This is a genomic window from Flavobacterium sp. N502540 (assembly GCF_025947365.1).
Taxonomy (GTDB): Bacteria; Bacteroidota; Bacteroidia; order Flavobacteriales; family Flavobacteriaceae; genus Flavobacterium.
Genome location: NZ_CP110012.1, coordinates 3272259 through 3298533, shown reverse-complemented (window position 1 = coordinate 3298533; position 26275 = coordinate 3272259). Strand labels below are relative to the sequence as shown.

The 26275-nt window shown below is 36.0% G+C and carries 22 protein-coding genes; 14 read left to right on the top strand and 8 right to left on the bottom strand.

Going from position 1 to position 26275, the window contains the following annotated elements:
• The first annotated feature begins 14 nt into the window (after window positions 1–14).
• The 8 genes from OLM58_RS13915 (at window position 15) to OLM58_RS13880 (ending at window position 10628) form a co-directional block, all read left to right on the top strand.
• Entirely contained in the window at window positions 15–1553 is a 1539-nt protein-coding gene (locus OLM58_RS13915) for a serine hydrolase (RefSeq protein ID WP_264529388.1), read from the top strand.
• Window positions 1554–1875: 322 nt separating this feature from the next.
• Window positions 1876–4098, top strand: a complete 2223-nt coding sequence (locus OLM58_RS13910; RefSeq protein ID WP_264529387.1) for a RelA/SpoT family protein — start codon at window positions 1876–1878, stop codon at window positions 4096–4098.
• Between the two features lie 203 nt (window positions 4099–4301).
• Window positions 4302–4760, top strand: a complete 459-nt coding sequence (locus tag OLM58_RS13905; RefSeq protein ID WP_017495397.1) for a Fur family transcriptional regulator — start codon at window positions 4302–4304, stop codon at window positions 4758–4760.
• Between the two features lie 95 nt (window positions 4761–4855).
• A complete protein-coding gene (locus tag OLM58_RS13900) occupies window positions 4856–6127 on the top strand; it encodes an adenylosuccinate synthase (protein WP_017495398.1) in 1272 nt (423 codons plus the stop codon).
• A gap of 56 nt (window positions 6128–6183) precedes the next feature.
• Entirely contained in the window at window positions 6184–6765 is a 582-nt protein-coding gene (locus tag OLM58_RS13895; protein ID WP_264532442.1) for an NUDIX domain-containing protein, read from the top strand.
• Between the two features lie 39 nt (window positions 6766–6804).
• Window positions 6805–8298, top strand: a complete 1494-nt coding sequence (locus tag OLM58_RS13890) for a S41 family peptidase (protein ID WP_264529386.1) — start codon at window positions 6805–6807, stop codon at window positions 8296–8298.
• 86 nt (window positions 8299–8384) lie between these two features.
• Complete coding sequence (locus tag OLM58_RS13885) at window positions 8385–8999, top strand: L,D-transpeptidase (RefSeq protein ID WP_319802346.1); 615 nt, start codon at window positions 8385–8387, stop codon at window positions 8997–8999.
• Window positions 9000–9473: 474 nt separating this feature from the next.
• Window positions 9474–10628, top strand: a complete 1155-nt coding sequence (locus OLM58_RS13880) for an FAD-dependent oxidoreductase (protein WP_264529385.1) — start codon at window positions 9474–9476, stop codon at window positions 10626–10628.
• Window positions 10629–10694: 66 nt separating this feature from the next.
• Here the strand turns inward: OLM58_RS13880 and guaB are convergent, their stop codons facing one another.
• The 4 genes from guaB to OLM58_RS13860 all read right to left on the bottom strand — a co-directional run bounded on the left by guaB (window position 10695) and on the right by OLM58_RS13860 (window position 15256).
• Window positions 10695–12167: an IMP dehydrogenase gene (guaB, locus tag OLM58_RS13875; protein ID WP_264529384.1), complete on the bottom strand. Its 1473-nt coding sequence runs from the start codon at window positions 12165–12167 to the stop codon at window positions 10695–10697.
• Between the two features lie 187 nt (window positions 12168–12354).
• The gene (locus tag OLM58_RS13870; RefSeq protein WP_264529383.1) at window positions 12355–13758 is read right to left on the bottom strand and encodes a DUF5723 family protein; all 1404 of its coding nucleotides are present in this window, start codon (window positions 13756–13758) and stop codon (window positions 12355–12357) included.
• Complete coding sequence (locus OLM58_RS13865) at window positions 13755–14309, bottom strand: hypothetical protein (RefSeq protein ID WP_264529382.1); 555 nt, start codon at window positions 14307–14309, stop codon at window positions 13755–13757. Before OLM58_RS13865 ends, OLM58_RS13870 begins: the two co-directional genes overlap by 4 nt.
• A gap of 80 nt (window positions 14310–14389) precedes the next feature.
• Window positions 14390–15256 carry a hydroxymethylglutaryl-CoA lyase gene (locus OLM58_RS13860; protein WP_017495408.1) on the bottom strand — a complete coding sequence of 289 codons (867 nt, stop codon included), beginning with the start codon at window positions 15254–15256 and terminating at the stop codon, window positions 14390–14392.
• A gap of 208 nt (window positions 15257–15464) precedes the next feature.
• On the opposite strand from OLM58_RS13860, the gene OLM58_RS13855 reads away from it, so the two are divergent.
• Together OLM58_RS13855 and OLM58_RS13850 are read left to right on the top strand one after the other, a co-directional pair.
• The gene (locus tag OLM58_RS13855) at window positions 15465–16079 is read left to right on the top strand and encodes a SatD family protein (protein WP_264529381.1); all 615 of its coding nucleotides are present in this window, start codon (window positions 15465–15467) and stop codon (window positions 16077–16079) included.
• Window positions 16076–16792 (top strand): DUF3307 domain-containing protein, encoded by a 717-nt coding sequence (locus tag OLM58_RS13850; protein ID WP_264529380.1) that lies wholly within the window; start codon window positions 16076–16078, stop codon window positions 16790–16792. Before OLM58_RS13855 ends, OLM58_RS13850 begins: the two co-directional genes overlap by 4 nt.
• Here OLM58_RS13850 and OLM58_RS13845 read toward each other — a convergent pair.
• A complete protein-coding gene (locus OLM58_RS13845) occupies window positions 16778–17812 on the bottom strand; it encodes a quinone-dependent dihydroorotate dehydrogenase (RefSeq protein WP_264529379.1) in 1035 nt (344 codons plus the stop codon). The two genes, OLM58_RS13850 and OLM58_RS13845, sit on opposite strands and share 15 nt — an antisense overlap.
• A 351-nt stretch (window positions 17813–18163) precedes the next feature.
• Between OLM58_RS13845 and OLM58_RS13840 the strand changes: the two genes are divergently transcribed.
• From OLM58_RS13840 to OLM58_RS13830, 3 genes are all read left to right on the top strand, one after another.
• Window positions 18164–19294: a formylglycine-generating enzyme family protein gene (locus OLM58_RS13840; RefSeq protein WP_264529378.1), complete on the top strand. Its 1131-nt coding sequence runs from the start codon at window positions 18164–18166 to the stop codon at window positions 19292–19294.
• Between the two features lie 225 nt (window positions 19295–19519).
• Window positions 19520–20797 carry a peptidase T gene (pepT, locus tag OLM58_RS13835; RefSeq protein ID WP_264529377.1) on the top strand — a complete coding sequence of 426 codons (1278 nt, stop codon included), beginning with the start codon at window positions 19520–19522 and terminating at the stop codon, window positions 20795–20797.
• Window positions 20798–20807: 10 nt separating this feature from the next.
• Complete coding sequence (locus tag OLM58_RS13830) at window positions 20808–21386, top strand: YdeI/OmpD-associated family protein (protein WP_264529376.1); 579 nt, start codon at window positions 20808–20810, stop codon at window positions 21384–21386.
• 196 nt (window positions 21387–21582) lie between these two features.
• Here the strand turns inward: OLM58_RS13830 and yajC are convergent, their stop codons facing one another.
• The 3 genes from yajC to OLM58_RS13815 form a co-directional block, all read right to left on the bottom strand.
• Entirely contained in the window at window positions 21583–21858 is a 276-nt protein-coding gene (gene yajC / locus OLM58_RS13825) for a preprotein translocase subunit YajC (protein WP_202704413.1), read from the bottom strand.
• Between the two features lie 113 nt (window positions 21859–21971).
• A complete protein-coding gene (gene nusB / locus OLM58_RS13820) occupies window positions 21972–22883 on the bottom strand; it encodes a transcription antitermination factor NusB (RefSeq protein WP_264529375.1) in 912 nt (303 codons plus the stop codon).
• A gap of 256 nt (window positions 22884–23139) precedes the next feature.
• The gene (locus OLM58_RS13815) at window positions 23140–24249 is read right to left on the bottom strand and encodes a Glu/Leu/Phe/Val family dehydrogenase (protein ID WP_319802345.1); all 1110 of its coding nucleotides are present in this window, start codon (window positions 24247–24249) and stop codon (window positions 23140–23142) included.
• 205 nt (window positions 24250–24454) lie between these two features.
• Here OLM58_RS13815 and OLM58_RS13810 point away from each other — a divergent pair, with 205 nt between their 5' ends.
• Entirely contained in the window at window positions 24455–26233 is a 1779-nt protein-coding gene (locus OLM58_RS13810) for an ABC transporter ATP-binding protein (RefSeq protein ID WP_264529374.1), read from the top strand.
• The last annotated feature ends 42 nt before the right edge of the window (window positions 26234–26275 follow it).

The window sequence follows — 26275 nt, the reverse complement described above, 5'->3', positions numbered from 1 at the left end:
CAAAACATACCGTCATGAACTACAAATTATCACTTTTAGCCTTCTTATTTAGCTTTACTATTTCAGCACAAATAACCAATCCGGAAGTAGATGATCTGGTCAACCGCACCCTAAAAGCATTTGATGTGCCCGGAATTGCTGTTGCCATTGTAAAAGACGGAAAAGTAGTTTTGGCAAAAGGTTATGGTGTAAAATCAATTGCAACACAGCAAAAAGTAGATGCCAATACGCTGTTCGGGATTGCTTCCAACAGTAAAGCTTTTACCTCAGGAGCACTTGCAATGCTGGTGGACGAAGGTAAAATAAAATGGGACGACAGAGTGGTAAAATACCTTCCTGATTTTAAAATGTACGACGATTATGTAACCCGCGAATTCACAATTCGTGACCTGTTAACCCACAGAAGCGGACTTGGACTTGGAGCCGGTGATTTGATGATCTGGCCCGATGGAAGTGATTTTAAAGCACAGGATATTGTTCATAATCTAAGGTATTTAAAACCTGTTTCTGATTTTAGAACCAAATACGATTATGACAACCTGCTCTATATCGTTGCAGGTGAAATTGTACATGTAGTAAGCGGTAAAACCTGGGCGGAATTTGTAGAAGAACGCATCATGAAACCTTTGGAAATGAGCAATAGTGTAGCTTCAGTGAAACGTTTAAAAGACACCACAAATGTTATCACACCTCATGTTCCGGTTGACGGAAAGCTCAAAACCATAAAACGTTATGAAAACCCGCTTTTTGATGGAGCAGCCGGAATTTATTCCAGTGTAAACGATTTGAGCAAATGGGTTCTACTACAACTCAACAACGGAAAATATGGCGATAACAAACCACTGTTTTCAGAAAAAGAACACAATGAAATGTGGCAATTACAAACCATCATTCCAACAAAAACAAAACCGCCGTATAACACTCATTTCTCCGGTTATGGTTTAGGCTGGTTCCTGAGTGATGTAAAAGGATACAAGCAGGTTTCACATACAGGAGGACTGGAAGGAAATGTAACTCAAACCACTTTGATTCCGGAATTAGGATTAGGGATTATTGTTTTAACCAATCAGCAATCGGGAGCAGCTTTTAGTGCCATTACCAATACGATAAAAGACAGTTACCTGGGTATTAAATCAGATGACTATGTAACGATTTACAGCAGCCGAATGAAAGACAGCGAAGCATCGGCCGATAAAGTAACCGATGAAGTTTGGGCAACTGTTGCTAAAAACAAAAAAGACAAACTAAAAACTGACTTTTCTAAAATTATCGGAACTTACAAAGACAACTGGTTTGGCGAAATAACCATTACCGAGAAAAAAGGAAAAGTATATTTTGCTTCCAAACGCTCTCCGCAACTGGCTGGTGAGGTATTTTTCTATAAAGACGGAAATTACGTCGTGAAATGGAACAATGCTTTCTTTCATGCCGATGCACATCTGCTTTTCAAATACGACGAAAGTGGCAAAGTCCTTAACTTAAAAATGCTTCCAATTTCTGAATTAACTGACTTTAGTTACGATTTTCAGGATTTGGATTTTTCGAAAGAATAACTCTTAGATTTTTAGATTCTTAGATTCTTAGATTCTTAGATTGAAATTTAGGCGTTTGTGAAATAACTTTACTGAAAAATTAAAATATTTACATTTATTCTTTTAACAATTAATACATTCTGTTCGATGTCAGACTGAGCGGAGTCGATGTCAGACTGAGCGGAGTCGAAGTCCTTTTTACCCTAAAAAACACCTGCTCCGCTCGATTTCGCAGACCAAAATCTCCCCTCTAAAATCTAAAATCTAAAATCTGAAATCAACCCTCCATTCCCTTGCGTATATTCAAACTTATTCTTATTTTTAGTACTTGAACTATGCCGTTATGATAGAAATAGATATTGAAAAAGAAAATAAAGCAATTGCACAAGAGTATAAAGAGTTACTTCGAATCAGTTACCAGACTTTAAGTCCAACCGACAAAAAACTTATCCGTAAAGCATTTGATGTTGCAGTTGATGCGCATAAAGAACAAAGACGTAAATCCGGAGAAGCGTATATCTTTCATCCTATTGCAGTTGCGAAAATTGTTGCCTCCGAAATTGGTTTGGGAGCGACCTCTATCGCTGCGGCCCTTTTGCATGATGTTGTTGAAGATACTCCTCTGACAGTAGAAGATATAGAGCGTTTGTTCAATCCGAAAGTTGCACAATTGGTAGAAGGTTTAACCAAAATATCATTGGTTCAGAGAGATCTGAATGCCTCCATGCAGGCCGAAAATTTCCGAAAAATGATCCTGACACTGAACGATGACGTTCGTGTTATTCTGATCAAACTGGCCGATCGTTTGCACAATATGCAAACTATGGATTCGATGGCGGAATACAAACAAACTAAAATCGCCTCAGAAACACTTTATATTTATGCCCCTCTTGCCCACCGTTTGGGATTGTACAATATCAAAACCAAACTGGAAGATTTAGGACTTAAATACACAGAACCAAATGTATACAACGACATTGTAAGCAAAATCAGAGAGACAAAAGAAGAACAGGATGCTTATATCAAAGACATTTCAGATGTTTTAAAGAAATCTTTAGACAGTGAAGGTGTCGATTATGTCATTAAAGGACGTCCAAAATCTATTTACTCCATTCGTCGAAAAATGCGTGCTCAAAATGTAAGTTTTGACGAAGTGTACGATAAATTCGCCTTAAGAATTGTTTACAAATCAGATCAGCATGATGAAAAATTCGTAGCCTGGAAAATCTATTCCATCGTTACAGATCATTACAGACCGAGCCCGAGTCGTTTGCGTGACTGGATTTCCTCTCCAAAATCAACCGGTTACGAAGCCCTGCACATTACGGTTATGGGACCAAAAGGCCGTTGGGTTGAAGTTCAGGTTCGAAGCGAACGTATGGATGAAATTGCCGAAAAAGGATATGCCGCACATTACAAATACAAAAATGGTGCAACCGAAGAAAGCGGTCTGGACGTATGGCTGAATTTACTTCGTGAAGCACTGGAAAATCAGGAAACCAATGCAGTAGATTTTGTTGAAGATTTCAAAATGAATTTGTATTCCAAAGAAATCTTTGTCTTTACACCAAAAGGAGAAATCAAATCACTGCCAAAAGGAGCCACATCGCTTGATTTTGCTTTCAGCATACACTCTGAAATTGGAATTAAAACCCGAGGAACACGCGTCAATGGACGATTAGTGCCTTTAAATCACGAATTAAAAAGTGGCGATCAGGTTGAAGTTATAACCTCTGCCAATCAAAAACCAACTATAAACTGGTTGGAATACGTAACAACTTCGCGTGCAAAAACCAAAATTAAAAATGTTCTGAACGAGAACACCAAAAAAATCGCCGAAGAAGGAAAAGAGCTCCTTACCCGAAAATTAAAACATCTTAAAATCACCATTAACGAACAAGTTATCAATGAATTGGTTAACTTTTTCAAACTTAAAACCAGTTTAGATTTATTTTACAGAGTGGGTATTGGTGCGATCGAAAATCAACAATTAAAAGATTATGCGGCGCAAAAAAGCAATACGTTTATCAATTTCTTCAAAAATAAAATTAAGCGAAACAAAGACAACACTGCTTCAGAAGACATTCACAAACCAATCATCAGCAGCAACTACGACATGCTGGTTTTTGGAACGGAACATGACAAACTCGATTATAAACTCTCCCCATGCTGTAACCCGATTCCGGGAGATGATGTTTTTGGATTTGTAACCATCAATGAAGGAATCAAAGTTCACAAAAAAGACTGTCCGAATGCGATTGGCATGCAGTCTAATTATGCTTACCGTATCATGAGTGCCAAATGGATTGACTCTTCTCAGGAAGAATTCAAAGCCATCATCAACATAACAGGAATGGACGTTTTAGGACTTACCAATCAATTGACCAGAGTCATTTCAAACAACATGAGTGTAAACATTCAGAGCATTTCGTTAAGCACTGATGCCGGAATTTTTCACGGACAAATTGCTGTCATCGTTCAAAACAACACCATTTTGAAGAAAATGATCAATGCCATTAAAAAAATCGACGGAGTTGATAAAGTAACAAGAGAGTACAGAACTTAGGAATGATTTAATTGTTTACGGTTTGTTGTTTCAAGTTTCAGGTTTCGGACTCTCGGAGTTTAATATCCAGAACTTGAAACTTGAAACCTAAAACCTAAAACTCACAACGCATAACTTTTTTAACCTATCTATAAGGGTTTTATAACTAAACTTTAAACCCGAAACTTTTATTCATTAAAAATAAAAAATTATCTTTGCCGGATATGACACTCATTTCAACTGACAACACTAGAAATCAAGAAATTGTAAAAAATGTTTTTACACTGTATCTTGAGCAAAAAGGGCATCGCAAAACTCCTGAGCGTTATGCTATACTTCAGGAAATTTACGATAGCGAAGAACATTTTGACATAGAAAACCTATACATCAAAATGAAAAACAAGAACTATCGTGTGAGTAGAGCTACATTGTACAACACGATTGAGCTTTTGTTAGACTGCGCTTTGGTTAGAAAACATCAATTTGGACAAAATCAGGCTTACTACGAAAAATCATATTTTGATAAACAGCATGATCACATTATCATGACGGATTCTGGTGAGGTAATTGAATTTTGCGATCCAAGAATTCAGACCATCAAAAAAACAATCGAAGAAATATTTGATATTGAAATTACAAATCATTCGTTGTATTTCTACGGAAACAAAAAGCAAAAACAATAATTCCGAAAGGTCTTATTCAGAAAATATAAAAAAGAAAATTAACTACATTAATCAGTGGGGCAATACGGATTGCCTCAACGCAAATTAAAAAGAGAATGACCGTAGATTTATTACTAGGATTACAATGGGGAGATGAAGGTAAAGGAAAAATTGTAGATGTACTTACCTCAAATTATGATATTATTGCACGTTTTCAAGGAGGACCAAACGCAGGACATACATTAGAATTTGACGGAATTAAACACGTACTTAGAACCATTCCTTCCGGAATTTTTCATAAAAAATCAGTAAACATCATTGGTAATGGTGTTGTAATAGACCCGGTGGTTTTTCAAAAAGAAATCGAAGGTTTAGAGAAATTTAACCTTGATATCAAAAGCAAACTGATCATTTCAAGAAAAGCTCATTTAATTTTACCAACTCACCGTTTATTAGACGCTGCATCTGAAGCATCAAAAGGGAAAGCAAAAATCGGATCTACTCTTAAAGGAATTGGACCAACTTACATGGACAAAACCGGAAGAAACGGATTGCGTGTTGGAGACATCGAATTAGAAGACTTTAAAGAGCGTTACAGAGCATTGGCTGACAAACATGAAGCTATGATTGCTTTTTATGACGTAGCGATTCAATACAATTTGGCTGAACTTGAAAAAGAGTTTTTTGAAGCTATTGAAGAATTAAAAAAACTAGATTTCATTGACAGTGAAGAATACATGTACCAGGCTCAAAAAGCAGGTAAATCAATCTTATGTGAAGGAGCTCAGGGTTCTTTATTAGATGTTGATTTTGGAACTTATCCATTTGTAACTTCTTCAAACACTACAGCTGCCGGAGCTTGTACCGGTTTAGGAATTGCTCCAAACAAAATCAAAGAAGTATACGGAATTTTCAAAGCTTACGTTACACGTGTAGGTAGCGGACCATTCCCTACTGAACTTTTTGACGAAGTAGGTGCAACAATGGCAAAAGTTGGAAACGAATTTGGATCTGTTACAGGAAGACAAAGACGTTGTGGATGGTTAGATTTAGTAGCTTTAAAATATGCCGTTCAGGTAAATGGAGTTACTCAGTTAATGATGATGAAAGGTGACGTACTTTCCGGATTTGAAACTTTAAAAGTTTGTACTGCATACAACTATAAAGGCGAAAACATCTCTCACTTTCCTTACAACATCGAGCCTGAAAACGTAACTCCTGTTTATAAAGAGTTTAAAGGATGGCAAGCTGATTTAACAGGAATGACGACTTACGATCAATTACCGGTTGAGCTAAAAGAATATATTGAGTTTATTGAAGCAGAAGTTGGAGTACCGATCAAAATTGTATCGGTTGGACCAGACAGAAAGCAAACAATAACAAAATAACACCTCTAAACGCTCTGATAATCAGAGCGTTTTTTTTATACCAAACATTTCTTATGATGAAAAATCCAAAAATTAAAGTTACCGAAACTCAGTTATTATCAGACAATTGGTACCTCCTAAACAAAGTAACTTTTGATTACGAAATGAAAGACGGTAAAATAGAATCTCATATCCGTGAAGTATATGACCGCGGAAATGGAGCTGCCATTTTATTGTACAATACCTCTAAAAAAACCGTTATTCTAACCCGACAATTTCGTTTACCTACCTATCTAAACGGAAATAAAACCGGAATGCTGATTGAAGTCTGTGCCGGACTTTTAGATCAGGATCATCCGGAGCAGGCTATTATTCGCGAAACTGAAGAAGAAACCGGATATCGTCTGCAGAAAGTAGAAAAAGTTATCGAAACCTATATGTCACCGGGATCAGTAACCGAAATTTTATACCTTTTTGTGGGAGAATATGACGAGACCATGAAAGTAAACGATGGCGGCGGACTAGACGCTGAACAAGAAAACATAGAGGTTCTGGAATATACTTTTGACGAAGCTTATGCCATGATTGAATCCGGCGAAATCACAGATGCAAAAACGATTTTATTATTACAGCATGCCAAAATAAAAAATTTGTTGTAAGATTTATTTTAATATATTTAACAAAATAAAATTGATCAAATGCATTATTTTAAAATTTTTCTTATTCTGTTTTTTCCTTGCCTGCTCTTTTCACAAAATGAAAAATGGCCTGCTGCAAAACTAAAACAGGACTTATCCACCTTTAAAGAGATTAGAGAAAAAGCCAATTCAGGAGTTTATAAGTACCGTACAAAGAAACAAATAGACAGTATTTATTCGTGGGCGTTTTCAGAATTAAAAAATCCTAAATCGCTACTGGATTTTTACAAAATAGTCCTCAAAATCACTGATTTTGAAGGCAGCGTACACAATAACACCTCTCTTCCTGATGAATTTCAAAAAAAATATACATCAGGAAAAGTTTTCTTTCCGTATCCTGTAAAACTACTTGGTAATAAAATAATTGTCAATTTTAAGAATTCAGAAATTCCAATTGGATCTCAAATTCATAAAATCAACGGCATTAAAACCGAGAAAATAATCTCTGGTTTCTATAAATATTACACGACGGACGGTTATAATCTTTCTGGGAAATCAATCGGAATCAGCGCTTCATTTGGAAGGTATTTCGAACTGGAATACGGTCCGAAAGATCATTTTTTGGTCGAATATTCGCTTCCTGATCAAACTCAAAAACAATCCAAAAAAGTTCTTGCTGTTTCAAACGAGACAAGAAAAGAAAACTTTAAAAACCGACATTCTCTACCTATTGATAGTTTGTATTATGGAGAAATTAAAAACAAATACACTTTCAAACTCGCAACTCCTAAAACGGCATTACTTTCTATACCTACTTTTGCAATTGGCATGAATGCAGAGGACAAAGAGCATTTAGTCTATAAAAAATATCTGGACAGCTGCTTTCAGTTTCTCTCGCTTCATCCCGAAATTAAAAACTTAATTGTAGACGTTCGTAGTAATGGCGGTGGAAGCGATCCTAACGACCTTGTCGCTTTTTCTTATCTGACACAAAAACCGTATCGGGAAAACACATCGGCATTTATTAATTTCCAAAAGGTTCCCTACCCTCAGTATTTTGTCTATCAAGAAACTGAACCACAAAAAAAGATTGAAGAACTCCATGAATTTGAAGCTGAACTTAAAGAAGAATACCCTGAACCGAAAGGGCAACAGTACCTGCAAGATCCTAAATTCAATCGTTTGTTACAGCCCGATAAAAACAGCTTTAAAGGGCAGATTTATCTATTAATAAGCCCCAGAATAGCCTCTGCAGGATCACTCTTTGCTTCTTTAGTCGCAGGCCATACCAACGCTATAATTATTGGAGAAGAGACAATGGGAGGTTATTATGGCCATAACGGACACACACCCGTTCAATACGAACTTCCGAATACTAAAATTAAAACCCAATTCTCGATCGTTAACCTCGAACAGGATGCCCCTAAAAAACCAAATCAGATTTTTGGCAGAGGTGTAATTCCCGATCATGAAGTCAAACAAACCATTGATGATTTTGTACAAAATAAGGATACGCCTTTTGAATATACTTTGAAATTAATTGAGCAGAAGTAAAATGAAAATCCAGCAAACTATTCAGGTAATTGTATAAACGATTTGACTAGTAATCAAATAACTTTACTAGTATAAAAAATACAATTATGAGAAAGTTACGATACCCCTCAAGTATTTTACTACTGATCGTTTTGGTTTTAATAAGTTCTTGTAAAAAGAATGCAACAACCGAAACGAAGGACAAAGTGAAACCCAAAAAAAAGATCGAGTATAAAAAACCGAAATCGGTCTCCTATCATTTTGAAAACACCAAAGAATGGCTTAAAACCAATGCCTCCGATAGCAGTAAACTTCGCATTGCCTATGCCATAAACCGAACAGATCAAAAGAACTTCGTCAAAATGGACTCGGTTATTATTCCTACTGATTTTACAGGTGATTTGGTCTATTACCTTCCGTTTCCCACGCATGTGGCCGCTTTAGAAGAAGTTTCGAAAGTGATTCTTTTTTCTTACCCTTCACAGGCGTTTGCTGCTTATGAAAATGGAGAATTAATATACGCAGGCCCAACTAATATGGGGCGAAAAAAAGATCCTACCCCAACCGGATTATTCTTTACCAATTGGAAAGCCGAAAAAACAACCAGTACCTTCAATGACGAATGGGACTTAAAATGGAATTTTAATATCGAAAATAAATTAGGAGTCGGTTTCCACCAGTATGATTTACCGGGATATCCAGCATCACATTCCTGTTTGTGATTACAGGAAAACGACGCCAAAGATCTTTATAAATGGGCTGATGAATGGATCTTAAAAGACCGCGAAAACATAAAAGTAAAAGGAACTCCGGTCATTGTTTTTGGAAATTATCCTTTTGACGCACCAAAACCCTGGTATGCATTAGTAAAAAATCCTAAAGCACTGGATCTATCAGAATCAGAAATAAAACCCCAAACCCTGTCCTTTATACAGGAGATCCTAGAAAATCAAAAACTAAGAGAAGCCGAACCAACTGCTACGCCTTAACTCTATTTTATAAAAAATCAACATCATTACAATCAGTCAAAACCATCTCTTAAAAGGTTCTGACTGATTTTTTTTTATAAAATTTACGCCCCACTGAGCCTCTGTACCTTTGCACCTTTTAACCTTTTAACCTTTGAAACTATTTAACATATAAATGAATAAACGTTCATTTATTATTTATATATTTGTTGCCTAATTCAACAAGACATGAATAATTCCCTAATAAAAAACAAAAAGATCACCATTATTGGTGGCGGCCCTGTTGGCTTAACCACAGCGAGAATTTTACAAATTAATGGCGCCGACGTAACGGTGTACGAAAGAGATTTAAACGCTCAAGCCAGAACTTCGGGCGGGACATTGGACATTCACTCCGATTCAGGCCAAAAAGCAATTGAAAAAGCGGATTTAATGGACGAATTCTATCAGTATGCACGTCCAACCGGCGAAAAAATGGCCGACATGCACGGTAACATTACTTCGAGTGAAATGCCTACTGAAGAAAATGCCTATTCAAGACCTGAAATCGACCGCAATGATTTACGAAAAATCATGCTGGAGAATCTAAACGAAAATACAGTAGTTTGGGACAGTCATTTAACCCATATAAAGAAAACCGGAGCGCAATATCATTTAGAATTCAAGAATGGTACCACCACGACCGCTGATTTTGTAATTGTAGCTAACGGCGGAAGATCGAATGCCCGAAAATTTGTAACCGATCTGGAACCTCAACTTTCAGGAACCTATATTATTCAAGGAGAAATTGCCGATCCGGATCGTGATTATCCGGAATTCAAACCTAAATATGGTGATGGAAATGTAATGGCTATGGGCGAACACAAAATGTTCTACACTCACACATTACGTGATGGTTCGGTACATTTTGGAGTTTCTTTCAAAGCAGATGAAAATTGGATTTCAAACAATGGAATTGATTTTGAAGACCTCACCGCAGTAAGAGCTTTTTTGAATGAAACCTTTAAAAACTGGAGCGATGATTATAAAAAATTCTTTAATACTGCAACTGATTTTTCCGGATTGCCTTTACGTTTGTTCTCATTAGAAGATTCCTGGAAAAAGCACTCCAACATTACACTTGTTGGAGATGCAGCTCATTTAATGCCTCCCTTTGCCGGTGAAGGTGTCAATATGGGATTATTTGATGCTTATCATTTAACCGAAAATTTAACCAACGGAAAATTTATCACCCTTCAGGATGCTATTGATGACTATGAACAAAAAATGTTTGGCTACGCTTTAGAAGCACAGCGTGAAACTTCCAAAATGGAAATTTTACTACACTCTGACAACACAACGGAAGACATTTTAAATAGCAGGATTGGTTTAAAGATCGAGTAATTAAAATAAGAAAAGGCATAAGAAACTAAATCTTATGCCTTTTATTTTTATATTGAAAACTAAAAATTATCTTGAATAATTTGGAGCTTCTTTTGTAATGGTTACGTTATGCGGGTGACTTTCAGTGATTCCGCTTGAAGTAATTCTAACAAAACGTCCTGACTCTTGTAAAGTTGGAATATCTTTTGAACCACAGTATCCCATTCCGGCGCGAAGACCACCAATGAACTGAAGCATACTTTCGTTTAATTCTCCTTTATAAGGAACACGCCCTACAATTCCTTCCGGAACTAATTTTTTAACGTCGTCTTCAACATCCTGGAAGTAACGGTCTTTAGACCCACCTTGCATAGCTTCAACAGACCCCATTCCGCGATACGATTTGAATTTTCTTCCTTCGAAGATAATTGTTTCTCCCGGAGATTCTTTTGTTCCTGCCAGTAATGAACCTAACATTACACAATCAGCTCCTGCAGCGATCGCTTTAGGAATATCTCCTGTGTAACGAATTCCACCATCGGCAATTACCGGAACACCGCTTCCTTTGATAGCCGCAGCTACTTCAAGAACTGCTGAGAATTGAGGAAAACCAACACCGGCAACGATACGGGTTGTACAGATAGAACCAGGTCCGATACCCACTTTTACACCGTCAGCACCGCTTTCTACTAAATATTTAGCCGCTTCGGGAGTAGCAATGTTTCCAACTACTACATCTATTTGTGGGAATTTTGATTTTACTTCTTTTAACACATTTACGACACCTTCAGTATGTCCGTGGGCAGTATCGATGATAATTGCATCAACACCCGCAGCCACTAAAGCTTCCGCTCTTTGAACAGCATCTCCGGTTACTCCAATTGCCGCTGCAACTCTCAAACGTCCGTAAACATCTTTGTTAGCGATTGGTTTTTGAGTCAGTTTTGTGATATCTCTAAAAGTGATTAAACCTACTAATTCATTATTAGCATTTACCACCGGTAATTTTTCGATTTTATGTCCTTGTAAAACTACTTCAGCCTGCTCTAATGAAGTTCCTTCAGCAACAGTCACTAAGTTTGTACTGGTCATTACCTCAGCGATTGGTCTTGCTCCGTTTTTCTCAAAACGTAAATCACGGTTGGTAACGATTCCTTTAAGTATTTTATTCTCGTCAACGATTGGAATACCACCAATTCCGAATTCTTTCATTGCATTTTTAGCATCTGCAATAGTTGAATTTGTAGGTAAAGTTACCGGGTCGATAATCATTCCGGACTCTGCACGTTTTACTCTTCTAACTTTCGCAGCTTGCTGCTCGATCGTCATGTTTTTATGCAAAACACCAATTCCGCCTTCCTGAGCCATAGCAATTGCCATAGAACTTTCAGTAACGGTATCCATAGCAGCTGATACTATTGGAACATTTAGCGTTATATTTCGTGAAAACTTTGATTTAATACTCACTTCGCGGGGAAGCACATTCGAGTAGTTAGGTACTAATAATACATCGTCGTAAGTTAAACCTTCGCCGATAATCTTGGAGTTGTGTGCTATCATGGTGCAATTTCTAGTTGAATTGCGTGCAAATATAGTAAAAAAATTGATAACTTGGATGCTAAGTTATTCTTAAATTTATAGTTAAGGAATTAATCTTACAAATGAACAGTATAATAAATTCCAATTGTTAGAACCTGAAACCTGAAACTTGAAACCTGAAACTTGAAATTTGGATTTTTTAAAAACATTATTCTTCCGGATTATCATTAAATACAAAATTAAATCCGAACTGAAATGCCATACTGTTGGCTTTTGAAACATCTTTTAATTCTAAGAGGTTATTGACCAGAACATACATATTCAGTTTTCCGAGTGTACCTGCAAGTCCTAAACCAATATTTTTACTTGAATAAGAATCAACTGTATAAGTAGCTTTTACATCTAATTTTTCGAAAATACTGCGTCTGTAAAAAGCGGTTAACGCCACAAAAGGTTCTACAGGCATAGACATTGCAAACAGCTGTCCTCCTACACCGTTGACATATTTTCGGGTGACTTTACCATGGCAATTACAATCTTCATCAGAACGTGATTCGCCAAAGGAATACTGAAGGGAAGAATAAAGTTTTGTTGGTCTGAGGGTGGTGTATTTGTTATAAAGTGTATCGCGTGGTATGGCTTTATCAAAATCATCAAAGATATTCTTCGGTTCATTTGAATTATCAAAATTCGGATTCACACCCTCATAGTGATACGTTCCTTTATAGGTTAAGGTTTCGATATCTTTAGACTGTCTCACAAAACCCAGATCAACAATACTTGCGGTAAGCTGAAGATTATCTTTAAAATAATAAGTGAAACCCGCATCAAGTCCTAAACCTAAACTTCCGTTAAAAAAAGTGTTGTGTGCGATATCACTTGGAATACTCCCTTCGTACTCGTCTTTTGTAAATGCGGCAATACCAGAAGTCTTTATTTCTAAATTAGACGAAATCGTTTGGGTATATAAATTAGGAGTTCCCGCAGCCTGGCCGGTATAAATATATCCTGAATTTCGGGTTGATGTTGCATTTGCTCCGCTCGAATAGATTTTGGCGCGACCTCCCAGAACCAGTTTCTCACTTACTTTTTTATGAAATCCGACATGAAATACAGAGAGTATTTCGGCTCTTAAATTTAAGTCGGACAAGTTGAATGACTTTCCAATGTAATCTTTATTTCCATCTAATGCCAATATAGCGGGATCCTTCGGAACGTACATTAAAAAATCAAATTCCTGATAAGCACCAAACGAAAGATACGACTGACTGTCTTTTCCTCCCACTCTGAAACCACCTGAAAACAGTTCCAGCTGCTGATTGATCTGCGTTTTATCTCTACTGGATGACTTATTAATCACGTTTCGGATTTTATCATTGAAATTCACCCCGTTATTCGCAAATAAATCATAGGCCGAAAAGCTGCTTGATCCTAAATTTGCTGAAATTCCGGATAAAACAGGAACTCCAAAATAGAATTTATAAGCAACATCTGCTCCCGGATTCACAAGGGAAGATTGCGGAATGGCGGTAAAATTATACAGTAATTCTTTATTTTGACCAAAACAAGAAAGCTGAAACACGACTATCAGAACTAAGTATAATTTTCTCATTGAATTACCATATAAGCGGTTGCACTTGAGCGTAATTTTAAACTGCCTGTACTGCTTCCGTTTAAAGGCGGACCTGGCGCCATAACCACTACAAAGCCAAGTTTACGGGTCTGTTTCAATAAATCTAATCGTTGATTTTCGAATACTTCGGTAGGATATTTTATAACATTTGTTCCTCCTGAGTAAGCAGGAACTGCCAGTGTTATGGTTTGAAGAATTTGATTATTATCATTCAGAAGTAATACATTCAGGGTAAAAGCCCTGTTTATAGTATTCTCCATTTCAAAATTAAATTCGGCTTTAACGAGATGATCGTTGAAGTATTTTTCTTTGAAAACATCAAATTCCTGAACATCAAATCCTATTTGCTGTTCTGTACCGTTATCGACAAAGGAAGTTGCCGGAACATTAAAATAAGCCAAATTCGCTACAAAAGCAGGTTCCAGCTTAAAATCTTTAGTCTGATCAAAATCCAGATCACTGGAACATGATGAAAATAGAACAGATAAAAATAGTATCTGAGAGATTCTCTTTATGAAATTTGGTTTCATGGCTTTACATATCTAAAGATTAACAACGATACTTTGATACTAGTTATTATTTTACTTTCATAAGTAAATATAATTATTTTCTAATGAAATTTTCCAAACAATTTTGATGCTTCATTGTAAGCACTCTCAAAACTTAAAGAGTTCAAACCTGTCACTTTTTTATTGGATGTAAAATACGAAATCAACTTTTCAGTAGGCATATTACCAGTGAGCTTATCTGTTGCCATCGGACAGCCTCCAAACCCCTGAATAGCACCGTCAAAACGAGTACAGCCTGCATTCGAAGCTGCCTCTATTTTCTCAAACCAACTGTTTGGCGTGGTATGCAGGTGCGCTCCGAATTCAATTTGAGGGTATTTCGGAATTAAATTGGAAAAAAGATATGTGATTACTTCCGGTGTAGAACTACCAACGGTATCCGAAAGCGATAATATTTTAACTCCCATTCCCGCAAGTTTTTCCGTCCATTCACCCACGATCTCTACATTCCAAGGATCACCGTAAGGATTTCCAAACCCCATAGAAAGATAGGTAACTACTTCTTTATTTTTCTGATCGGCGATTTCAAGAATTTCTTCTAGCGTGATTAAAGATTCAGCGATTGTTTTATGTGTGTTTCGCATCTGAAAATTTTCAGATATCGAAAAAGGAAATCCCAAATATTGAATAGGTTCATGTGCTGCGGCTAGCGCTGCCCCTTGTGTATTGGCAATAATCGCTAACAATTTGCTCGTTGTTTGCGACAAATCAAGCTGAGCCAGAACTTCGGCAGTATCCTGCATTTGAGGAATTGCTTTTGGAGACACAAAACTTCCAAAATCGATAGTATCAAACCCCACTCTCAATAAAGACTGTATATAGGAAACCTTATTTTTAGTAGGTATAAAAGTTTTGATGCCTTGCATAGCATCACGTGGACATTCGATAATCTTGATTTCTTTATTCAAAGCTTACTCTTTTATGCAGGCTAAGTTAGTTTCTTTTTTAAAGAAATAAAAGTTATAATTTTCTTTAATTGTATTACATGATATGGTAACACTTTAATATGTTACACAAAAACGTAACAATTAGCAATGTTACACAAAAACGTAACATTAAAAAATATTAGCTACATTTGTAATACTATTATTATTCTTTTTATTTATATTTGAAACTATGACTAGTGTAATTACGGGGGATATAATCGATTCCAGAAAGCAAAAATCAAAAGACTGGGTAGAATCTTTAAAGGAAATCTTGGCTCCTTTTGGAGATACGCCTCTTCAATGGGAAATTTACAGAGGGGACGAATTTCAAATTGAAATAAAAAATCCCGAAGAAGCTTTATTGGCAGCCATCCTCATTAAAGCACATTTAAAAGCTTTAAAACTTAATGCCCGAATGAGTATTGGTATTGGAGATAAAACACACAATGCTGAGAAAGTTTCTGAAAGCAATGGTTCTGCCTTTATACACTCAGGTGAACTTTTTGAGACTTTAAAGAAACTAAAAGTAAATTTAGCCTTGCGAACCGGCGATCCCGCTATCGATGAAAAAATGAATTTAATGCTTCAGCTTGCTCTTACTTTTATGGATAATTGGCCCGCTCAATCTGCGGAATTTGTTGCAATTGCGATAGAAAATCCAAGCTTATCACAAGAAGAATTAGCCCCTAAATTAGGAATCAAAAGAGCTGCCGTAAGCCGAAGACAAAAACGGGCACAGTTTGATTTAATATTGAGTTTAGACCGCTATTTCAGAACACAAATAAAACAACTTACAACGCTATGATTTTATTCATAAAACTACTTTTAGCGCATTTACTGGGCGATTTCACAGCACAACCCAACTCCTGGGTAGTCGATAAAGAAGCCAAAAAACACAAAAGTATTTATTTGTATCTTCATATTCTTTTACATGGCATTTTAGCAGCCGTTTTAGTTGGAGAAATTCAATTCCTTCCTTACGCTTTGCTAATTGCCGTATCTCATGGCGTTATCGACCTGATCAAACTCTATTTTCAGAAAAACAAAACAAAACGCAGTTGGTTTATAGCAGATCAGGCACTGCACCTTTTAGTTTTGATTGGCGTTGTTTTTCTCTACAATGGTAAAACCGTTCATTTTCTATGGCTCAACAATCAATTTTGGATTTTAGCTACAGGAGTTTTATTCATCACAAAACCAACTTCTGTCCTGATTAGAACCATTATATCGATCTGGAATCCTGAAAGTCAAACCAGCCACAATGAAAACTCACTTTCCAAAGCCGGAAACTATATTGGCATATTAGAAAGATTATTTGTCTTCTGTTTTATTCTAACGGGACATTTCGAGGCCATTGGTTTCCTATTAGCCGCAAAATCTATTTTTAGATTTGGCGATTTAAAAGAAGCCAAAGACCGAAAACTAACCGAATATGTTTTAATTGGTACGCTGATCAGTTTTGGAAGTGCTATTGCTACCGGACTAATCGTTCAGGTACTGCTTTTACAATTGCTTTAAAACCTTTTTATTAATTGCTTTGATCAAAGCCGGTCCTTCATAAATAAAACCGGTATACAATTGTACCAAGCTGGCTCCTGCATTCAATTTCTCGATCGCGTCATCGGCAGTATGAATTCCTCCTACTCCAATAATCGGGAAAGCTTTGTTGCTTTTTTCCGAAAGAAAACGAATCACCTCTGTCGAACGTTTTGTTAGTGGTTTTCCTGACAATCCACCTGTTTCTATCTTATTGGCAGATTGCAATCCGTCACGTGAAATCGTCGTATTGGTAGCTATCACACCCGCAATCTGAGTTGTTTTTACAATATCAATAATATCTAATAACTGCTCGTCTGTAAGGTCCGGAGCAATTTTTAACAAAATTGGTTTTACCTTTTGCGTGCTTGTTTTTTGTTTCTCTGTATTTCTGTTCTGAAGCGTTTGCAACAGAGCCGTCAAAGGTTCTTTGTCTTGTAATGCGCGTAAATTTGGCGTATTTGGCGAACTTACATTGACTACAAAATAATCTACGTGATCAAACAAAGCATCAAAACAAATAATATAATCGTCTACCGCATTTTCGTTTGGAGTCACCTTGTTCTTTCCGATATTACCACCAATCAAAACTCCGGAATTCTTTTTCAAACGCTCTACAGCTTCCAGAACCCCACCATTGTTGAATCCCATTCGGTTTACAATTGCCTGGTCTTCTTTTAATCGAAACAAACGTTTTTTAGGATTCCCTTCCTGTCCAACAGGAGTTACGGTCCCAATTTCGATAAATCCGAATCCGAAATCCGATAATTCTTTATACAGTTTGGCATCTTTGTCAAATCCTGCCGCTAAACCTACCGGGTTTTTAAATTTAATTCCAAAAACTTCACGTTCCAGGCGACTGTCTTTTACTTCGTATACTGATCTGATAATTGATGAAACTCCAGGGATTTTTGAAATGAATTTAACAAATGAAAAAGTAAAGTAATGGACTTCTTCAGGATCAAACCCAAAAAGTATCGGGCGAATTATCGATTTATACATAGTAGTGTGTTGTTGTTGTTTTTTCGGGTGCAAATTTAACTATAATACTTTGAAAACGTCTTCTTTTTGCTAAAACAAATTACATCGGGTTTTGCCCCTATATTTCTCTGTTCAAATGATCTTTACTGCAATCAAAAGTACTCTTTTTCATAATTGCATTACAACATTGGAAACAGAAAACAAAATCCTCAAACACCACAACCATAAAACTAACCACAACCATATCAATACTTTAACAAAACAGCAATAAAACACTATTAACTTTACAAAATAAATAGAACTTAAAAAGAATACTTTATCAACTTTATTCTTAAATTTACCCGCAACTACTATTCGATAAAAACATTCGTCATGAAAAATAAAAAGTATTGGATTTTTACCATTCTAATCCTATCTGCTATTACAATTACTTACGGCTATACAAAACTTATAGCACCGAAACAAAAGTTAACGGCGATGAATTGTGACGAGGTTCCAAATACAACTGAAGAGGCATTGTTCAAACCAACAATTGAAAATAAAAACAAACCTGTCGGTAAAACTCCTGCAGGGATGGTATGGATTCCGGGTGGGGAATTCTCTATGGGAAGTAATATTGAGGACGAAAGTTTGTGCAGTATAAAAGGTGTTACCAAAGATGCCGCCCCAATACACCGCGTTTATGTGGATGGATTTTACATGGACAAAACCGAAGTTACAAACGACCAATTTGAAACTTTTGTAAAAGCAACAGGTTATGTTACTTTAGCAGAGATAAAACCCACTCATGAGGAATATCCCGATGCTCCTTTGGAAAATCTCGTTGCCGGATCGGCCGTGTTTACTCCTACCCCTGCCCAGGTTGATTTAAACAATTATATGCAATGGTGGACTTATGTGCATGGTGCTGACTGGAGACATCCGGAAGGAGCCGGAAGCTCAATAAAAGGAAAAGGCAACTACCCTGTTGTTCAAATTTCCTATGATGATGCCGCCGCTTACGCCAAATGGGCCGGAAAAAGACTACCAACAGAAGCTGAATGGGAATTTGCTGCCCGTGGCGGAAAATCAGGGGAATTATATGCCTGGGGAAATACCTTAAAACCAAAAGGGAAATTTCAAGCCAACATTTATCAGGGACACTTCCCTCTGGAAAAAGGAGACACCGGCGAAGACGGCTATATTGGCATTGCACCGACCGCTAAATTTGCCCCTAATTCTTATGGTCTTTATGATATTGGCGGAAATGTGTGGGAATGGACCAATGACTGGTATACTGCAGACTATTACAAAATAACCAGCAAAAAGGATCAGGTTGTTAAAAACCCTCAGGGTCCTGAATCTTCTTACGATCCTTCAGAACCCGGACTACCCAAAAAAGTACAGCGTGGCGGATCCTTTTTATGTACCGATCAGTATTGTACCCGTTATATGGTAGGCACCAGAGGAAAAGGAGATTACAAATCACCCGCCAATCATATTGGTTTTAGATGTGTTCAATAAGATTTTTTTAGTCCCTACGAACACAAATTAAAATCTTTGTCATAGTGCTTACAAATCCAATTTCACCAATTTAAATTTGTGAAATTGGATTTTATCTTTCTATAATTACTACAAATCAGTAAAATGTGGGACAAACTTTTTTCAGCCTAATTTATAGTTTTCATAATCTACAGCTTTACAACGCCTAACTATTTACTTATATTTGCCTAAAAATAAAATAAAAAAATGCAACATATCATAGATCGTTTTGTTAGTTATGTAACTATTGACACTGAGTCAGATCCAAATTCAAAAACAACTCCAAGTACAGAAAAACAATGGAATCTTGCCAATAAATTAGTCGAAGAATTAAAGACAATTGGTTTATCAGATGTTACCATAGATGACAAAGCTTACATTATGGCCACATTGCCTTCTAATGTCGATCATGAAGTTCCGACTATTGGTTTTGTATCTCATTTTGACACTTCTCCTGATTTTAGCGGAGCAAATGTAAAGCCTCAGATCGTTGAGAACTATGACGGGAAGGATATCGTTTTGAATGCCGAGAAAAACATCGTTTTATCACCCAACTATTTTAAAGATTTATTACAATATAAAGGACAAACCATTATTACAACTGATGGAACAACCTTATTAGGAGCCGATGACAAAGCAGGAATTACCGAAATTGTCTCCGCTATGGAATACTTAATTCAGCATCCGGAAATTAAACACGGAAAAATTAGAATTGGTTTTACTCCTGACGAAGAAATTGGCCGTGGTGCACATCATTTTGATGTAAAAAAATTCGACGCAGCCTGGGCTTATACTATGGACGGAAGCCAAATTGGCGAATTAGAATACGAAAACTTCAATGCAGCCGGAGCAAAAATCACTTTCAAAGGAAAGAGCGTTCACCCGGGTTACGCCAAAGGAAAAATGATCAATTCAATGTTGATTGCCAACGATTTCATCAACGAACTTCCAAAAGGAGAAACTCCTCAGGAAACGAAAGGCTACGAAGGTTTCTTCCATGTACATCATCTTACCGGAAGTATTGAAGAAACTGTTTTAGAATTGATTATTCGTGATCACAACAAGAAAAAATTCGAAAAACGCAAAGATTTAATTGCCAAAATTGCCAAAAAAATCAATAAGAAATTTGCGAAAAAATTCGGAGAAGATATTGTAATTGCTGAAGTAAAAGACCAGTACTATAATATGAAAGAAAAAGTACTTCCTGTTAAACATATCGTTGATATTGCCGAAAAAGCAATGAAAGAATTAGGTATCAAACCTATCATCAAGCCTATTCGCGGTGGAACGGACGGGTCGCAACTTTCTTTCATGGGACTTCCTTGTCCGAATATATTTGCCGGTGGTCATAACTTTCACGGAAAATACGAGTATGTTCCTGCCGAAAGTATGCAAAAAGCGACTGATGTTATTGTAAAGATTGCCGAATTAACAGCAATTCCAGGTATTTTTGACGTTCCCGAGAAACCTAAAAGAAAAAAATAAACCAAAAAGTATGTCCGATAAAAAACACGTTTGGGATAAAGTCAACAATTGGGAAGAAGAACTTCTTTTCCTAAAAGCTATTATTGACAAAACCGAACTGGTTGAAACCGTAAAATGGGGCGGTCCCGTTTATGTATACAACAAAAAAAACGTTATCGGCATAGGTGGTTTCAAAGAGTATTTTACGATTTGGTTCTTCAACGGGGTTTTCCTGAAAGATGAGAAAAAGAAACTCATCAATGCTCAGGAAGATAAAACAAAATCTCTCCGCCAATGGCGTTTTACTTCAAAAGATCAGGTAAACGAGGCAGAAGTTTTAGCCTACATCTCAGAAGCCATTGAGAACGAAAAACAAGGAAAAGTCATCAAACCTTCAAAGAAAGAAGCTATTGTTTCTGAGCTTTTTCAGAAAGAACTGGATCAGAACCCCGCTCTCGCGGAGGCATTTCAAAAATTCAGTCCTTACAAGCAATATGAATTTCTGGAGTACATTGAAACTGCCAAGCAAGACAAAACCAAACTTTCGAGAATCGAAAAAGTAATTCCGATGATACTGGAAAACATCGGATTGAATGACAAATACAGATAGGCTTAAATTTCATTTTTTTTAAGCTCCAAATTCCAAGCTACACAAAACCTTTATCAAAGTTTATAACTTTGATAAAGGTTTTTTCTTTACACAAAGAATTGTCATTTCGACTGAAATGACAATTAAAAAAAATCCCAAACTCCTTTTGGAATTTGGGATTTACAATTTTGAAATTTATTTTTTCTGCGAAAAAAAATTAAGCTTTTTTATTCAAAGCAGCACTCATTTCCATAGAAATTGCTGAACGCTCAATTTTCAATTTTCCAGACATTGTTTCGATTACTGCACTAGTGTCAGCAAGCTCAACAATTTTACCATGAAAACCACTTTTAGTAATTATTTTATCACCTACTTTTAGGCTGCTTTCAAATTCTTTTTCGTTTTTTACTCTTTTTTGTTGTGGTCGGATCATAAAGAAATACAACACGACAAACATTAGTAAATAAGGCGCAAATTTCATTAAATCTTGCATAGTATTCAGTTTTTATTTTTGTTATTAATATTCGTGCTTTGGGTTCCTGAATTTCACTTAGAGTGATATAACATGAACCGGAGTTTGAATTTTATTTATAGAGTCAAGTCGAATTACATCAACCCTCTTCCCACTTTAATCATCTTTTTATTCGCTGTAAGCTCTTTAACCAGATTATCTAAAATTCCGTTGATAAAAATACTACTTTTTGGTGTAGAATACTCTTTTGCAATTTCTAAATATTCGTTAAGAGTTACTTTTACCGGAATAGAAGGGAATTTTAAGAATTCGCAGATAGCCATTTTTAAAATAATAGTATCAATTTCTGCAATCCTTTCGCTGTCCCAGTTTGGTGTTTTATCATCGTATTCTTTTGCCAAAACCGATTCGTTTAAAACTGTTCTTCTGAACAAATCTTTAGCAAAATCTTTATCCTCAACGTCTTTATACAATCTAGGCACTCTAAAATCGTCCGGATCTTCTGTTTTGATCGCTTTTAACTGTTTGATGATATGCGTATTTACAACCGGAATATCATCCACCCAGGTTAATTTATCATCCTCTAAATACTCATACAATTTTTCATTTGGAACAATTACTTCAGCAAACAAATCAATTACAAATTGTCTGTCCTCTTCAAAAGTATTGGTTGTAGTACTCATGTATTTCGCATACAAAGCACTTGACTTGATATCATTTAAAAGTAAAATGATATAATCGTCATTTAGGTTCCAGTTGTTGATTTTACGATTTTCTAAAGCAATACTAAGTGAATTGCTTTCGGCTAGGAGTTGAAAAATTTTGTTCTTAATGAATTTTTCATTCGGATTACGTTCTGCAGCGGTTGCAAGATGTTTTTTACTTGAAAGATGTAAAAAAACGGACTCTTTTTTGCAAATTTCAATCAATGAAGAAAGCATTATAAGATATAGATCCTGAATATTATCAATACTGTAAAAAAGAAACTTCTCTTCTTTTTCCATATTATCAGAACCGCTTTGATGCATTGCATAAATGGATTGCATTACTTTAACGCGTATGTGTCTTCTATTTACCACCTTGTAAGAACATTTAAAAATTAGTCTGCAAAAGTAAGTATTTAACTCTTTATAATAAAATTAAAACGATAAAAAAAGTCGCAGTTCTCAGTCACAGTTCTCAGTCGTGGTACTCAGTATTATTTAAACTGTAAAAAAAATCCCGGTGTTCAATCTTAGTTTCATATGAAAACTGCGACTGAACACCGGGATTTAGACTTATTTTAAGTGCGTAAACTAAAAATTACTTCTTAGCAGCGTTTTCAATTTTTCTCAAATCGATACGATTTTGAGCAATTGTCAAAGCCGCTTTGTGCGTTGTCATTCCGTTTTTCACAGCATAATCGATAATCTCTAAAGTTGTGTTATAGATATTTTCGGTTTTTGACATGATTTCAGCTTTACCGTAATGCTCTAATTCAGCATATACGTTGATAATTCCACCAGCGTTGATTAAGAAATCCGGAGCATATAAAATCCCTCTTTCCTGTAATCTTGCTCCGTGAACATTCTCATCAGCCAACTGATTGTTAGCTGCTCCGGCAATAACTTTAGCTTTAATTTTATCTACAGTTGCATCATTGATGATTGCTCCCATTGCACATGGTGCATAAATATCAACATCAGCTGTATACAAATCTTCACCAGAATAGATTGAAGCATTGTATTTTGAAGCTACCTGAAACAATTTCTCTTCATTGATATCAGTAATTGTAACGATTGCTCCTTCTTTAGTTAAATACTCAACCAAAGCCTCACCTACGTGGCCAATTCCCTGAACTAAAACTTTTTTACCTTCTAAAACATCAGTACCAAACTGACTTTTAGCAGCAGCTTTCATTCCTAAATAAACACCGTAAGCAGTTATTGGAGAAGGATTTCCTGAACCACCTCTTTCTTCAGAGATACCCGTAACATAAGGCGTTACGTCTCTAACAGTGTCCATGTCTTTTGTTTCCATTCCAACATCCTCAGCTGTAATATATCTACCGCCTAAAGAGTGAACAAATTCACCAAACTTACGCATTAATTCAGGTGTTTTTTGCGTTTTAGCATCACCAATAATTACTGCTTTACCTCCACCGATATTCAATCCGGTAATGGCTGATTTATAGGTCATACCTCTTGAAAGACGCAAAACATCGTTTAATGCTTCCCATTCAGTATTGTAATTCCACATTCTAGTACCTCCTAAAGCTGGCCCCATAACCGAATTATGAATACCAATAATTGCTTTTAAACCTGTATCTTTGTCATTGCAAAATACAATTTGTTCGTGATCGTCAAAAGACAATTGACCAAAAACAGGATCCATTTTCTGAAGTTCTTTTCCAGTTGCGAAAGTTGCATCCATAGCGCTACTATATTATTTTGTTAAAATTATGAATATGTCAAAAAGACTTCTCAAATTTATATAAAAAATATACATGTGCTAATTTATTATCTTTAAAATAACAATCTAACAATCGTTTTGTTTTGATAAAATTATATATTGCATTAATTTTTATTCATAATATTTCATCAAATCAAAGCATTTTAACATTGAATCTCTTAAAAAAATGAAAGAATTAAGTTATTTAAACAAATATTTCATCAAATATAAATATAGTTTCTCTTTAGGTATTTTAATCACCATAATCGCACAAATATTCTCTCTGTTTACTCCAAAGCTTATTAGCAAGTCGTTAAACGCTATCGAAAAGTTTGACAAACTGCCAAAAGCCGATCAATCTTCACAAATCGTCATTGATTCGTACCGCGAAGGATTAATCCATAACGTACTGTTAATCATAGCCACTACCATTGTAGCAGGATTCTTAACCTTCTTAATGCGTCAAACTTTGATTGTAATGTCGCGTCATATCGAGTTTGATTTAAAAAATGAGGTTTTCAAACAATACGAAAGACTCTCACAAAATTTTTACAAACAAAACCGCACCGGAGATTTAATGAACCGCATTAGCGAAGATGTTTCAAAAGTTCGTATGTATGTGGGGCCTGCCGTAATGTATACGATCAATACTTTTATTCGTTTTGCCATTGTCATTATATATATGTACAATGTCTCACCACTATTGACACTGTATACTATTTTACCTTTACCAATTCTTTCTTATTGTATTTTCAAACTAAGCTCAGAAATCAATAAAAGAAGTACCACTTTTCAGCAATATTTATCTAAAGTTTCCAGCTTTACACAGGAAATCTTTTCCGGTATCCGTGTTATAAAAGCCAACTCACTGGAAAATCAGCATCAAAACAACATGGTCGCTCTGGCTGACGAAAGCAAAAAAAAGAGCTTAGATTTAGCCAAAGTACAATCCTTATTTGGTCCTTTGATGATTGCTTTAATCGGAATCAGTAACCTTGTAGTCATTTATTTTGGAGGTGTCATGTACATCAACGGAACTATTCCGAATATTGGAACGATTGCCGAGTTTATTTTATATGTAAATATGCTGACCTGGCCGGTAGCTTCATTGGGATGGGTTTCATCAATGGTACAGGAGGCCGAAGCTTCTCAGAAACGTTTGAATGAATTTTTAAAAATCGAACCTGAAATAAAAAACAATAACGAGAATCATTCCAATATCGAAGGCACAATTTCTTTTGAAAATGTAAGCTATACCTATGAAGACACCAATATCGAAGCGCTTAAAAATGTAACTTTTACTGTCAAAAAAGGAGAGACACTGGCCATTTTAGGAAAAACCGGTTCCGGGAAGTCCACAATATTATCATTAATCTCCCGTTTATATGATGTAACCAAAGGGAAAATCACTATTGATCAGAACGAAATTAGTGGTCTGAATCTATATGATTTGCGTAATAATGTTGGAATTGTACCACAGGACGCTTTTCTATTCTCGGACACTATTAAAAATAATATAAAATTCGGCAATCAGAACGCTACAGATGAAGAAGTAATCGAAGCGGCCAAAAATGCGGTAGTTCATGATAATATTATCGCTTTTAACAAACAATACGATACTGTATTAGGAGAAAGAGGAATCACTCTCTCAGGCGGACAAAAGCAGCGTGTCTCTATTGCGCGCGCCATTATTAAAAATCCGGCGATTTTACTTTTCGACGATTGTTTGTCGGCAGTAGACACAGAAACTGAGGAAACGATTCTTAGCAATTTATTTGAAATTTGTAAGGATAAAACTACAATAATAGTGAGTCACAGGGTGTCATCGGCAAAAAATGCCGATAAAATAATCATTCTGGAAGACGGGAAGATCATTCAACAAGGCTCTCATAATCAATTAATAAATCAGGAAGGCTATTATGCATCGTTATATTTAAAACAACTTTCGGAAAAAGAATTACTTTAATTGTTGCGTAATCGATAATTTTTTATGATTTTTGAGTACTAT

What these genes read in the sequence shown, in the direction of transcription:
- OLM58_RS13915 (WP_264529388.1), top strand. Translation starts at nt 15, where the DNA reads ATGAACTACAAATTATCACTTTTAGCCTTCTTATTTAGCTTTACTATT.
- OLM58_RS13910 (WP_264529387.1), top strand. Translation starts at nt 1,876, where the DNA reads ATGATAGAAATAGATATTGAAAAAGAAAATAAAGCAATTGCACAAGAG.
- OLM58_RS13905 (WP_017495397.1), top strand. Translation starts at nt 4,302, where the DNA reads ATGACACTCATTTCAACTGACAACACTAGAAATCAAGAAATTGTAAAA.
- OLM58_RS13900 (WP_017495398.1), top strand. Translation starts at nt 4,856, where the DNA reads ATGACCGTAGATTTATTACTAGGATTACAATGGGGAGATGAAGGTAAA.
- OLM58_RS13895 (WP_264532442.1), top strand. Translation starts at nt 6,184, where the DNA reads ATGAAAAATCCAAAAATTAAAGTTACCGAAACTCAGTTATTATCAGAC.
- OLM58_RS13890 (WP_264529386.1), top strand. Translation starts at nt 6,805, where the DNA reads ATGCATTATTTTAAAATTTTTCTTATTCTGTTTTTTCCTTGCCTGCTC.
- OLM58_RS13885 (WP_319802346.1), top strand. Translation starts at nt 8,385, where the DNA reads ATGAGAAAGTTACGATACCCCTCAAGTATTTTACTACTGATCGTTTTG.
- OLM58_RS13880 (WP_264529385.1), top strand. Translation starts at nt 9,474, where the DNA reads ATGAATAATTCCCTAATAAAAAACAAAAAGATCACCATTATTGGTGGC.
- guaB (WP_264529384.1), bottom strand. Translation starts at nt 12,167, where the DNA reads ATGATAGCACACAACTCCAAGATTATCGGCGAAGGTTTAACTTACGAC.
- OLM58_RS13870 (WP_264529383.1), bottom strand. Translation starts at nt 13,758, where the DNA reads ATGAGAAAATTATACTTAGTTCTGATAGTCGTGTTTCAGCTTTCTTGT.
- OLM58_RS13865 (WP_264529382.1), bottom strand. Translation starts at nt 14,309, where the DNA reads ATGAAACCAAATTTCATAAAGAGAATCTCTCAGATACTATTTTTATCT.
- OLM58_RS13855 (WP_264529381.1), top strand. Translation starts at nt 15,465, where the DNA reads ATGACTAGTGTAATTACGGGGGATATAATCGATTCCAGAAAGCAAAAA.
- OLM58_RS13850 (WP_264529380.1), top strand. Translation starts at nt 16,076, where the DNA reads ATGATTTTATTCATAAAACTACTTTTAGCGCATTTACTGGGCGATTTC.
- OLM58_RS13845 (WP_264529379.1), bottom strand. Translation starts at nt 17,812, where the DNA reads ATGTATAAATCGATAATTCGCCCGATACTTTTTGGGTTTGATCCTGAA.
- OLM58_RS13840 (WP_264529378.1), top strand. Translation starts at nt 18,164, where the DNA reads ATGAAAAATAAAAAGTATTGGATTTTTACCATTCTAATCCTATCTGCT.
- pepT (WP_264529377.1), top strand. Translation starts at nt 19,520, where the DNA reads ATGCAACATATCATAGATCGTTTTGTTAGTTATGTAACTATTGACACT.
- OLM58_RS13830 (WP_264529376.1), top strand. Translation starts at nt 20,808, where the DNA reads ATGTCCGATAAAAAACACGTTTGGGATAAAGTCAACAATTGGGAAGAA.
- yajC (WP_202704413.1), bottom strand. Translation starts at nt 21,858, where the DNA reads ATGCAAGATTTAATGAAATTTGCGCCTTATTTACTAATGTTTGTCGTG.
- nusB (WP_264529375.1), bottom strand. Translation starts at nt 22,883, where the DNA reads ATGCAATCCATTTATGCAATGCATCAAAGCGGTTCTGATAATATGGAA.
- OLM58_RS13815 (WP_319802345.1), bottom strand. Translation starts at nt 24,249, where the DNA reads ATGGATGCAACTTTCGCAACTGGAAAAGAACTTCAGAAAATGGATCCT.
- OLM58_RS13810 (WP_264529374.1), top strand. Translation starts at nt 24,455, where the DNA reads ATGAAAGAATTAAGTTATTTAAACAAATATTTCATCAAATATAAATAT.